We start from the raw sequence: 11,896 nt of genomic DNA on the forward strand, positions 1-11,896 counted from the left end.
TTTTGGTGATGGTTTAGCGACTGTTTGCTGTCTGTTTGAGAGGCCGTCCGGCCTGTGAGGAAACCCGATGAAGCTCTATTTTGTCCTGGTGGCACCTGCCCGACCTGCGAACGTGGGGGCGGCTGCCCGCGCCATGAAAACCATGGGATTCGATGCCATGCGACTGGTGGCGAGCCGGGTACACGAAGAGGAGGAGGCGAGCTGGGTGGCTCACGGTGCCCAGGAGATCCTGACTCAGGCCGAGGCGTTCGACACCCTGCCCGAGGCACTGGCGGACATGGATCTGGTGATTGCCACCACTGCCCGTGAGCGCGGTCGCTACCAGCACTACCTCACGCCGGGGGAGATCCGCGAGCAGATCCGCAGCAAGCCTTCACTCAACAAGGTGGCCATCGTCTTTGGCTGCGAGGAGTCGGGGCTCTCCAACGAGCAGCTGGCCGAGGTCGATCTCATCAGCTATCTGCCCCTCAAGGTGAGCTACCCGTCTCTCAATCTGGGGCAGGCGATCATGCTCTACGCCTACGAGATGAGTCAGCTGATGGATGAGCTGAACGCCGACGGCGGCGCTGCGGTAGCAGAAAATTTTGATAACGCCGGGCAGGTTCGGGTGCTGAAAAGCAAAACAGCAGAATTGCTTGGTGAACTCGGAGTTTCGCAGGATGAAAAACTGCATCAGTGGGTGATGGACCGGGTGCCCATGCTGCCGCAGCGGGATTTGAACATGCTCCACCTGCTCTGCAAAGACCTTGCGCGCAAACTTGGCAAAGAGGTTTAAGTTGACAGCCCATCGCCCGCCGCGGTATTGCTAAAAGCCAGCTTCGTCAACGAGTGTTCGTCATGCAGTTATTCACCAACGTCATCACCACCACCATTATTACCGGTACCACCACAGGTGGCACTGGGGCCGGTTGATGCGCTGACGAACAAGCACAGAAATCAAAAAAGGCCCGTACCCACCCAGTACGGGCCTTTTTGTTGGATTGGTTTTTAGATTGAATTTCATAGATTTACAGGGAGAGAAAGCGATGAGAGTGTTGAAATTTGGCGGGTCTTCACTGGCCGATGCAGAACGTTTTTTACGGGTGGCCGATATCGCGGTCAACACCCACGGCCAATCTCAGGTAGCCCTGGTGCTCTCTGCACCTGCCAAGGTGACCAATCATCTGGTGGCGCTGGTGGAGCAGACCAGTCGCGGCATGGATGCCAGTTCCACCCTGTTTGAAGTCAACGGCATCTTCTCCCGCCTGCTGGCCGGGTTGAAGGCGGCCTATCCGGCGCTCGATGACAAGGCGCTGCTGGCCCGCCTCACCGCTGAGCTGGATCAGGTGGAGCGGCTGATGCAGGGCATCCGTCTGCTGGGCCTCTGCCCGGACAACGTGCAGGCGCGCATCCTGAGCCGTGGCGAGAACCTCTCCATCGCCTTTATGCACGAACTGCTGCGGGTGCGTGGCCTCGAGCTGGGTCTCATCGTGCCGGAAGAGCTGCTGGTGACCGATGGCGGCTATCTGGAAGCCCACGTCGATATCGAAGCCTCCCGCCTGCGCTTTGCCGCCAAGGGGCTGCGTAGCGATTGCCTCTACTTGATGCCGGGCTTTACCGGTGGCAGCGACAAGGGCGAGACCGTGCTGCTGGGTCGTAACGGCTCCGACTACTCCGCCGCCGTGTTGGCTGCCTGCGTCGATGCCGAGTGCTGCGAGATCTGGACTGACGTCGAAGGCTGCTACAGCTGCGACCCCCGTCTGGTGCCGGATGCCTACCTGCTGAAAACTCTCTCCTACAAGGAAGCGATGGAGCTCTCCTACTTCGGTGCCAAGGTGCTGCACCCGAAAACCATCGCGCCGGTGGCCCAGTTCCACATTCCCTGCCTCATCAAGAACAGCTTCAACCCGCAAGGGCCGGGCACCCTGATCGGCCCCGAGAGCGGCGACGATGACCTGAAAGTGAAGGCCATCTCGGATCTTTCCGGCATGTGCATGTTCAACGTCTCCGGCCCCGGCATGAAGGGGATGGTCGGCATGGCCGGTCGCATCTTCTCAGCCGTCTCCCGCGCCGGGGTCAGTATCGTGCTGATCACCCAGTCCTCTTCCGAGTACAGCGTCAGCTTCTGTATCCACAGCTACGACAGCGAGAAGACCCGCAAGGTGCTGGAGCGCGAGTTCGAGCTGGAATTCAAAAACCAGCTGCTGGAGCCGCTGGATATCATCAGCGATCTGGCGATCATCTCCCTGATCGGTGACGGCATGCGCACCAGCAAGGGGATGGCAGCCCGCTTCTTCACCTCGCTGGCGCAAGCCTCCATCAACATCGTCGCCATCGCGCAGGGCTCCAGCGAGCGCTCCATCTCGGCGGTGGTGCGGGATCGCAAGGTGGCGGAAGCCATCAAGGCGTGCCACCAGAACTTCTTTGGCAGCCAGCAGTTTATCGATCTGTTTGTGGTCGGGGTCGGTGGCGTCGGTGCCGCGCTGGTGGATCAGATTGCCCGCCAGCAACCGGTACTGGCCGAGCAGGGCACTGGCCTTCGCGTGGTCGGCATCGCCAACAGCCGCCAGATGGCGGTCAACAAGGATGGCCTCAACCTCGCCAACTGGCGCGAACAGCTGGTGGAAGCCCGCGACAGCTTCTCGCTGGAAGGGGTGAAAAAGCTGGTGGAAGATAGCCACATCATCAACCCGGTGATCGTCGACTGCACCTCCTCCGAGGCGGTGGCCGTCCAGTATGCCGACTTCCTCGCCGCCGGTTTCCATGTGGTCACTCCGAACAAGAAGGCCAACACCGGCTCGCTCGATTACTACAAGGCGCTGCGCCGCACTGCCCGCCAGACTCGCCGCAAGTTCCTGTACGAGACCAACGTGGGTGCTGGCCTGCCGGTTATCGAGAACCTGCAGAACCTTATCAAGGCCGGTGACAAGCTGCGTGCCTTCGATGGCATTCTGTCCGGTTCACTCTCCTTTATCTTCGGCAAGCTGGATGAGGGGATGGCGTTCTCGGAGGCGACCCAAATCGCTCGCAGCAACGGCTTTACTGAGCCGGATCCCCGCGACGATCTCAACGGCATGGATGTGGCGCGCAAGCTGCTCATTTTGGCTCGCGAGGCGGGCATGGCGCTGGAGCTCTCCGATGTGGAAGTGGAGCAGGCGCTGCCGCCCGGCTTTGATGTGAGCGGCGATGTGGAAGCCTTTATGGCCCGTCTGCCGGAAGCTGACGGCTGGTTCCGCGACCAGTTCGCCGCCGCCCAGCGTGAAGGCAAGGTGCTGCGCTATGTGGGCTCCATTGACGGTGGCAAGTGCAAGGTCGCTATCAAGGCGGTCGGGGCCGACGAGCCGCTGTTCAAGGTCAAAGACGGGGAGAACGCGCTCGCCTTCTTCTCCACCTACTACCAGCCGATCCCGCTGGTGCTGCGCGGCTACGGCGCCGGTACCGAAGTGACTGCGGCGGGTGTCTTTGCCGACGTGCTGCGCACCCAGAACTGGAAGCAGGAGCTATAAGCATGAGTTCAGACATGTACCCCTCTTATATGACGGAAGGCGCCATGGGTAATGACAGAAGTGTGGTTGCCTATGCCCCCGCCTCCAGCGCCAACCTGAGCGTGGGATTTGATGTACTGGGGGCGGCGCTCGCCCCCGTGGATGGCTCTCTGCTCGGCGATCGGGTGCAGGTAAAAGCGGCTGACGTGCCGTTCGCCCTCTCCGCCGTGGGCCGCTACGCCCACAAGCTGCCGGACGATCCGAAAAAGAATATCCTCCATGACTGCTGGGTCGCCTATGGCGAGGCGCTGGAGAAGCGCGGCCTTGGCCTCAAGCCCCTCGAAATGGTGCTGGAGAAGAACCTGCCGGTCGGCTCGGGTCTGGGTTCCAGCGCCTGTAGCGTGGTGGCGGCGCTGGAGGGGCTCAACGCCTTTCACGGCGCGCCCCTCGACGAGCACGCCCTGCTGCTGCTGATGGGGGAGATGGAAGGCAAGATCTCCGGCTCCGTTCACTACGACAACGTGGCCCCCTGTTATCTGGGTGGCATGCAGCTGGTGGTGGAGGAGGCGGGCGTTATCAGCCAGGGCATTCCGGTGTTTGACGAGTGGTACTGGGTGGTCTGCTACCCGGGCACTGTGGTCTCCACCGCCGCGGCCCGCGCCATCCTGCCGGCCCAATATCGCCGTCAGGATTGCCTCACCTATGGCCGCCGCCTGGCTGCCTTTGTTCACGCCAGCTACACCGGGCAGGAGCCGCTGGCGGCGAGCGTATTGAAAGATGTGATTGCCGAACCCTACCGCGCGGCGCTGATCGAAGGCTTTGCCGAGGTGCGGGCGCAGGCGGCCCAGAACGGGGCGCTCGCCACCGGCATCTCCGGCTCCGGCCCCACCGTGTTTGTGGTGATGAAGGAGCTGGCGCAGGCCGAGCGGATGAAGGATTGGATGGAAGCACATTTCGTGCAGAACGAAGATGGATTTGCCCGGGTCTGCAAACTGGACATGGCCGGGGCACGGGTAACAGGAAGCGAGCTATGAATCTCTACAACATCAAGGACAACAGCGAACAGGTGAGCTTCGCGCAGGCGGTGCGTCAGGGCTTGGGTCGCGAACAGGGGCTCTTCTTCCCCGAACAACTCGAACCGCTCGCCGATGTGGATGCCCTGCTCGATCTGCCGCTGGCCGAACGCTCTGCCCGCATCCTGAGCCACCTGCTGGGGGATGAAGTACCCGCCGCCAAGGTGAGCGAGCTTATCAACGCCGCCTTCACCTTCCCGGCGCCGCTGGTGAAACTCAAAGACGGCTCCGATCGCAAGATATATGCCCTCGAACTGTTCCACGGCCCGACCCTGGCGTTCAAGGATTTCGGCGGCCGCTTTATGGCCCAGTGCCTCGCAGCCTTTAGAACCGTGTCTGCCGAAAAGAATGACAAGATCACCATCCTCACCGCCACCTCGGGCGATACCGGCGCCGCCGTGGCCCACGCCTTCTACGGGCTGGAGGGGATCGAGGTGGTGATCCTCTATCCCAAGGGCAAGATCAGCCCCTTGCAGGAGAAGCTCTTCTGCACCCTCGGCGGCAATATCCGCACCATCGCCATCGACGGCGACTTCGATGCCTGTCAGGCGCTGGTAAAACAGGCCTTTGACGACGAAGCGCTGAAAAAGGCCATTGGCCTCAACTCCGCCAACTCCATCAATATCAGCCGTCTGCTGGCGCAGGTTTGCTACTACTTCGAAGCGGTAGCCCAGCTGCCGAAAGCCTCCCGCGCCAAAGCGGTCATCAGCGTGCCGTCCGGCAACTTTGGCAACCTCACCGCAGGCTTGATTGCCAAGGCGCTGGGGCTGCCGGTGAAGCGCTTTATCGCCGCCACCAACGCCAACGATACCGTGCCGCGCTACCTGAAAACCGGTCAGTGGGAGCCGCACCAGACAGTGGCCACCCTGTCGAATGCCATGGATGTCAGCCGCCCCAACAACTGGCCGCGGGTAGAAGAGCTCTGCCGTCGCAAGGGTTGGGCACTGGAGACCTTAGGCTCCGGTATGCGTGACGATGCCCAGACCCGCGACGCGCTCAAACGCCTGCATCAGCTGGATTACCTCTGCGAACCCCACGGCGCCATTGCCTGGGATCTGCTGGAGGAACAGCTGGCCGAGGACGAAGTGGGGGTGTTCCTCTGCACCGCCCATCCCGCCAAGTTCAAGGAGTCGGTAGACGAGATCCTCAATCTCGATGTACCGCTGCCCGGCCCGCTGGCCAAGCACGCCGAACTGCCGCTGCTCTCCGTTAATTTGCCTGCGGAGTTTGCCCGGTTAAGAGCGTTTTTGGTGGGCTAAGCCGCTTAGGGAAGGTGCGAACAAGTCCCTGATGTGAGATCATGAGCCCCACTTGGCATCAGGGATAAGGTTCAGCATGAATCATCAGCTCACCTTCGCGGATAGCGAGTTCAATGGCAAACGCCGCAAAACCCGTAAGGAGTTATTCCTAGCTCGTATGGAGGCGTTGCTCCCATGGGCAATGATGCTGGCGGTCATCGAGCCCGTCTATCCCAAGGCAGGTAATGGCCGTCGTCCCTACCCACTCGATACCATGCTGCGTATTCACTGCATGCAACAGTGGTATAGCCTTAGCGACGGCGCCATGGAGGATGCGCTCTATGAGATTGCTTCGATGCGTCTGTTTGCCAAGCTCTCACTGGACCAGGCCATCCCCGACCGTACCACCATCATGAACTTCCGCCATCTGCTGGAGCAGCACCGGCTGGCTCGGCAGCTCTTCGACACCGTCAACCAATGGCTTTCTGACGCCGGCATCATGATGAAGCAAGGCACGTTGGTCGATGCCACTCTCATTGAGGCCCCTTGCTCGACCAAGAACAAGCGTGGCGAGCGTGACGGCGAGATGCACCAGACCAAGAAAGGCAATCAATGGTACTTCGGCATGAAGGCTCATATCGGTGTCGATGCCAAGAGTGGCCTGACGCACAGTCTGGAGACCACGGCAGCCAATGAGCACGACCTCAATCAAGTGGGAAATCTGCTCCATGGCGAGGAGGCATTTGTGTTCGCTGACGCAGGATATCAGGGTGCAGAAAACCGTGAAGAGCTGGCAGATGTAAAGGCACAATGGGCGATTGCGATGCGACCTGGCAGGCTCAAGGAGCTCAAAAAACATCCGCACAAAAACAAGGCTGTGATTGCCTTTGAGAGGCTCAAATCCAGCATCCGCGCCAAAGTGGAGCACCCGTTTCGGATCATCAAACGTCAGTTTGGCTTTGTGAAGGCGCGGTTCAAGGGGCTGCGTAAGAACGACAACCAACTGGCGATGTTGTTTACGCTGGCGAATCTGTTTCGCGTGGACCAGATGATACGGGCATGGGATAGCTGTGCCCAAAAATCGAGATAAGCCTCGAAAATGAGGCTAAATGGCGCTTAATAGCCGAATACTTGCAGCAAAAAGTCAGGTTTTTGGAGTGATGGGCATTTCAAATGCGGACAAAGAGTTCGTGGTGAAGGTGCGATCCACTTGTTCGCACCTTCCTAAGGCCAATCGACAGGTTTGGCACAATAACCATGTTTGACCGGATTGAAATGGATGTAATCGACATGGGCTTGCAGATCCTTGTCATCCCGGATCAGATGCTCCCAATAACGGCGTTGCCTGATACCGCGTTCCCGTTTTCTGAGTCGGCTCTCCCGTATCCGCTCTGTTTTGGCGAGACTTCGTGATAAGCCGGCCTTGATTAGAGACCAGCGCATGGGATAGTTACTGTCACCCGGCGGTAGTTGCCATATGGCATGGAGATGATCCGGCATCACCACCATGGCAATAATCTCGAAGGGGTGTTGCTGTTTGACGTGGCGGAGCACTTCGCGCAGCAGGTCGATATGACGTACCAGTAGATCCTGCTTTCGGTCAGCCAGGTTGACGGTGAAGAACCAACATGCCCCACTGGTTGTTGCTCGGCGATAGCGCATGGTTCTCCTTTCCGGAAATATCCAGTCTGTTCGGTTGCACCGAATGGCCACCAACTGGCCGAGGGCTCGCGTGTTGGGCTTCGCTACGCTCAGCGCCAACCTACGCAATGCATCAATCACTGTGCAAAACCCACGCTACCGCCCGTGGATTACAGCTTCCAACAGGGCAAGATTACGAAACCCCGCGCCCTGCAAGGACTTGCGAAAGGTACTCATTATTCCTGTTCGCCCGCTTTTGCTTGCGCTTGACCCCCGCCTTGAAACTCTTTTCTTCTGTCAGCAGGTTCAAGGCTATATGCCGACACACCGCAAGGTTTTCCCCTGACTCCTGTCTTCTGATGCGACATTCATCTTCCCGCATCCCAACATCCAATCGATAATGCAAAGACGCCTCTATCGACCAATGTCCTCTACTCGCTTCCAGTAAATCTTTTGCCGTCAACCTCCGTGAGCTGATGTAAAACCTCAGTTCGAATTGGTCGCTGTTGAACGGCTGACCGCCTTCTTCCCTTATCGTGGCAACTATCCCTATCGTGCTCAATTTTGACCATTCAAATGCCAAATCACCCAGCGGGCTCAAGTCCTGACTTGCAATACATAACCGGGTTTCTCTTCGACCATTACCTGACTCCTGCGTGGCATAGTGACCATCACTCTCTTCCATCCCACTTTTGAACATCTGCGGGCTGTACCATGCATCAAAAGCCTGCTCTAACTTACCCTGATTACCTTTCACCGCCAGCAGATAGTCAGCGCCCTTTTCCACTATCTGTTTCGCTATTTTCCGTTGGCACCCCATGGCATCGATACTGACCAGGCAACCCTTCAATTCCAATAGGTTAAGTAATTCTGGTATCGCTGTGATCTCATTCGATTTGGCCTCTGTTTTTACTTGTCCAAGCACCACGCGATTGGCCGCACAGAAGGCACTCACCATATGGATCGCACTGTTTTTAATGCGCTTATCTGCTGTGCCACGAAGCGTCTTGCCATCGATCGCGACCAGCGTCCCATCACTCATTTCATGGCAGGTTTGCATCCACTGCACAAAGAAACGTTGCAACTGCTGGCCTGATAACAATCCCATTAGCCGCGCTATCGTATCGTGGCTTGGGATCCCGTTTTCAAAGTCGCCATATTGACGAAGCCAGGTTAAGTGATCGGTCCCAAAATCTTCAATCTCTTCCCAACCCTCGGCACCGGCAATGAGTGCCGTTACTGTCAAAAAGATAATATCGGCCAGTTTGTGACTGATCTTCCATGATTGGCGTGGGTCTTTAATGAGGCTTATGTGGTCCAAAAGGCTGAGTCCTGTCACTGTGATACTATCCCGATAAAAAACAGGATAAGATCACGATCTGGCAAGATCGTCAAAGCGATCCTTATTTAGCAAGAAAAAATGCACAAAAAAGATTTACTTAAGCCTCAACAAACGTCATCTCGAAAAACGACCTCTTTCGCAGCCCTTTAAAATCGCGGGGTTTCGTAATCTTGCCCTGCAGCTTCCAATATGCTCCATTAACCAGCGGGGCAGCAGCCCATCACTGATGAATAGGCACCGGATGGCTATGTTAAGCCAGTCGAATCTGGTCGTGCCAGTCAAAAAATGACGTAAGTGTCAGTAATGACTGGTTTTTTGCGCTGGCTCAACAAATCGCTCTGACCGGGAACCGGATTCCCATGGCCCTTGATTTTATTGGAGTTGGCGGGCGTGGCGGGAAAGTTGGGGGCAGACTTGCCGTCGGGGAAGGGTTGGCTGGGGACCATCCCGCTCAGCCAATCGGCGCTATAGTGCGGGCGATGGTTGCCCTTTGCTCCGCTCCCAAGCTGGCGAGGCGGGGGATCTGCGGCAACAATCAGATGTTGCAATCACAGCCATTTGCAACACATCGTCATGCAAATATGACCATGCAAACACATCACCAGATAGAGAGGAGATCACCCATGAAGCGTACCATCCTGTTCGGCCTGCTCTGCGGCAGCGTGCTGCTGGCCAATCCGGTCTTTGCCAACGACGCAGCCCAGTTGCAGTGCGAGGCGCAGGCCGCAGCCAAAAAGCTTAACGGCGCCGCCAAGACCAGCTTTGTCGGCAAGTGCGTGAAAGATGCCACTGGCGCCGCGAGCGGTGAGTGCGAGAAGGCGGCCGCCGACAAGAAGCTGGCCGGTGTGGCCAAGAACAGCTTTATCCAGAAGTGCGTGAAGACGGGCGCGGCGGTGGATCCGGCGGCCAAGTGCGAGAAGGCGGCAGCCGACAAGAAGCTGGCTGGCGCGGCCAAGAACAGCTTTGTCCAGAAGTGCGTGAAGGATAGCGCCGCCAAGTAAGGCATTTTCTCATCCGGTGTGTTTGCGGGGGGCCATCAGGCCCCCCGCGCTTTTTGGGACGCACTGATGGCGCAACGCACAAGCCTTGTATCGGGGCAGCAATAGCGACACTATTGACTCCTTTTATGGGTTCCGCAGAGGCGCAGCCATGACCTGTCGTGACCGGGCGAGGCGTTGGCTAGCCCCATTTGTGCGGGATTACGCGGGATAAAAGGGAGCAAAGCAGGATGATGGAAGGGATGGAATGGCGCTGGCTCAATGAGCCCGCCGAATGGCACCAGACAGATGACGGTTTGCTGGTGGTAACGGACTAGCAGACCGATTTTTGGCGCAGCACCTGGTTTGACATCCTCCCCCACCTTCGCGCTTCGCGTCTCAGGAGGGGGATTCCCATTACTGGGTGATAGCTGCTCTCGCAGTACCGGGTTCCTGCTTCATCGGGCGGCCTGTTTGCACCGCTCCTCCACAGGCTAAAACGGCGTGTCCCGCCGCTAAAATATTGCGAGCGCCGTTCACATCGGCGTTCGCCTCATAACCACACGCAACGCATTTAAACTGGCTTTGCGTCAGGCGGTTATCCTTCGCAGCGTGCCCACAACAGGCGCATTGCTGGCTGGTGTAGGCCGGATTAATCACCAGCACCTGACCGCCTCGCCATGCCTGCTTGTATTCGAGCTGGCGGCGTAGCTCAAACCAGCCCTGATCCAATATCGAACGATTCAGCCCTGATTTTGCCCGGACGTTGCGCCCCGGCTGGCTTGTCGTGCCCGCTGCTGATTTTGACATGTTGGCAACCTTCAAATCCTCAATGACGATCATCGCGTGGTTTTTGCTGATAGTCGTTGTGACCTTGTGAAGGTAATCGCGGCGGGTATTGGCGATATGTGAATGCAGGCGCTGGATCTTGGCTTTTTGCTTCTTCCAGTTACTGCTGAACTTTACTTTTTTGCTCAACTGGCGCTGGAGCCTTGCCAGCTTGGCCTGATGGGTTTTGAAGCTGTTGACGGGCTCAAACACCGTGCCATCTGACAGGGTTGCGAGCTTGGCAATACCCGCATCCAGCCCGACCATTGAGCCGGACGGGTGAATTGGCTCAGGCGTCTCCTGCTCGACCTGTAATGAGATATACCAGTGCCCGGCGGCTTGGCTGACAGTGGCGTTTTTAATCTTCCCTTCTACTGGGCGTGACTGGCGAAACTTAACCCACGCCAGCCCGGCTGGCAGTTTCACACGGCCTTTCTCAAGGCGGCAATACTTGTCGAAGTTGACGAACCGGATAGAGTCGCGGTTGTCGCTTTTCTTCTTGAAAACTGGGGCTTTGGCGACGAGTTTTTTATCAAAACAACGCATCCACGCGCCGTGCAAATCCTTGAGTTTCTGCTGGAGGTTGTCGGTGTATGCCTCGGCCAGAAAGGCCATTTCTGGGACTTTCTTCCAACTGGTGAGCATCCGGTTAAGCTCAAAGGCAGAAGGCAGTTTTTCGCCAGAATCAAGAATGCGTTTGGTTTCTGCCAGCCCGTGATTCCAGACATAACGAGCACTGCCGCCCAACTGGCGCAGGCGTTGCGCTTGTTGTTCGGTCGGTTCGAGTCGGAATTTGTAGGCTTTTAGAATTTGCATTAAATGCTCAGTGTGTAGCAATATTTCTTCACATCATTACACCGAGCAGAGTCATTAAATGCAAGTCGTAAATATCAACAAATCACGCCATGCTGCTTATCTTCTCCATGTTCACTTGGTATTTGTGACTAAGTATCGAAAAAAGATATTGGGCGATTTACACCTTGCTGCATTCAATCAGTATGCTACTGAGGTTTGTAGCGACTTTGGCGCACAACTGAAAGAGTGTGACGGAGAGGCTGACCATGTTCACATGTTGATAGAGTACGGCCCAACGGTACAGTTATCGGTACTGGTTAACTCGTTGAAGGCGGTAACATCAAGGCGGCTGCGCAATGAATTTCTGGACTTGAGAGGTGCCTACAGCAAGCCCGTGCTCTGGTCACGCTCCTACTTTGCTGGCTCTTGCGGCGGTGCGCCGTTGGAGGTGATCAAGCAATACATTCAAAACCAGCGGGGCTGACGCCCCGGCGAAATTCCCCTCCCACCTACGTCGGAGGGAGTCCCCTTTCGCATT

General features: G+C 57.4%; 10 protein-coding genes. 7 read left to right on the top strand and 3 right to left on the bottom strand.

The window, feature by feature from the left end:
• Nucleotides 1-67 precede the first annotated feature (67 nt).
• From AB5Y90_RS04305 to AB5Y90_RS04325, 5 genes are all read left to right on the top strand, one after another.
• Nucleotides 68-775 (top strand): tRNA/rRNA methyltransferase, encoded by a 708-nt coding sequence (locus AB5Y90_RS04305; RefSeq protein WP_100654199.1) that lies wholly within the window; start codon nt 68-70, stop codon nt 773-775.
• 250 nt (nt 776-1,025) lie between these two features.
• Nucleotides 1,026-3,485 (top strand): bifunctional aspartate kinase/homoserine dehydrogenase I, encoded by a 2,460-nt coding sequence (gene thrA, locus AB5Y90_RS04310; protein WP_201951952.1) that lies wholly within the window; start codon nt 1,026-1,028, stop codon nt 3,483-3,485.
• A gap of 2 nt (nt 3,486-3,487) precedes the next feature.
• Nucleotides 3,488-4,498, top strand: a complete 1,011-nt coding sequence (thrB, locus tag AB5Y90_RS04315; RefSeq protein WP_201951949.1) for a homoserine kinase — start codon at nt 3,488-3,490, stop codon at nt 4,496-4,498.
• Entirely contained in the window at nt 4,495-5,796 is a 1,302-nt protein-coding gene (thrC, locus tag AB5Y90_RS04320) for a threonine synthase (RefSeq protein WP_201951944.1), read from the top strand. Before thrB ends, thrC begins: the two co-directional genes overlap by 4 nt.
• Before the next feature lie 76 nt (nt 5,797-5,872).
• A complete protein-coding gene (locus tag AB5Y90_RS04325) occupies nt 5,873-6,865 on the top strand; it encodes an IS5 family transposase (protein ID WP_201951940.1) in 993 nt (330 codons plus the stop codon).
• A 134-nt stretch (nt 6,866-6,999) separates the two neighbouring features.
• Here the strand turns inward: AB5Y90_RS04325 and AB5Y90_RS04330 are convergent, their stop codons facing one another.
• Together AB5Y90_RS04330 and AB5Y90_RS04335 are read right to left on the bottom strand one after the other, a co-directional pair.
• Nucleotides 7,000-7,437, bottom strand: coding sequence for a transposase (locus tag AB5Y90_RS04330; RefSeq protein ID WP_368166605.1), 438 nt, complete (start codon nt 7,435-7,437; stop codon nt 7,000-7,002).
• Nucleotides 7,438-7,609: 172 nt separating this feature from the next.
• Nucleotides 7,610-8,755 (bottom strand): ISAs1 family transposase, encoded by a 1,146-nt coding sequence (locus AB5Y90_RS04335; RefSeq protein ID WP_307895647.1) that lies wholly within the window; start codon nt 8,753-8,755, stop codon nt 7,610-7,612.
• 626 nt (nt 8,756-9,381) lie between these two features.
• Here AB5Y90_RS04335 and AB5Y90_RS04340 point away from each other — a divergent pair.
• Nucleotides 9,382-9,759, top strand: coding sequence for a hypothetical protein (locus tag AB5Y90_RS04340; RefSeq protein ID WP_064341425.1), 378 nt, complete (start codon nt 9,382-9,384; stop codon nt 9,757-9,759).
• A gap of 393 nt (nt 9,760-10,152) precedes the next feature.
• On the opposite strand, the gene AB5Y90_RS04345 is transcribed toward AB5Y90_RS04340, so the two are convergent.
• A complete protein-coding gene (locus AB5Y90_RS04345) occupies nt 10,153-11,379 on the bottom strand; it encodes an RNA-guided endonuclease InsQ/TnpB family protein (protein ID WP_368166606.1) in 1,227 nt (408 codons plus the stop codon).
• Between the two features lie 58 nt (nt 11,380-11,437).
• Here AB5Y90_RS04345 and tnpA point away from each other — a divergent pair, with 58 nt between their 5' ends.
• A complete protein-coding gene (gene tnpA / locus AB5Y90_RS04350) occupies nt 11,438-11,842 on the top strand; it encodes an IS200/IS605 family transposase (protein WP_201995218.1) in 405 nt (134 codons plus the stop codon).
• Nucleotides 11,843-11,896 lie beyond the last annotated feature (54 nt).

Origin of the sequence: Aeromonas sp. R4-1 (assembly GCF_040908325.1) — a bacterium.
Lineage (GTDB): Bacteria > Pseudomonadota > Gammaproteobacteria > Enterobacterales > Aeromonadaceae > Aeromonas > Aeromonas veronii.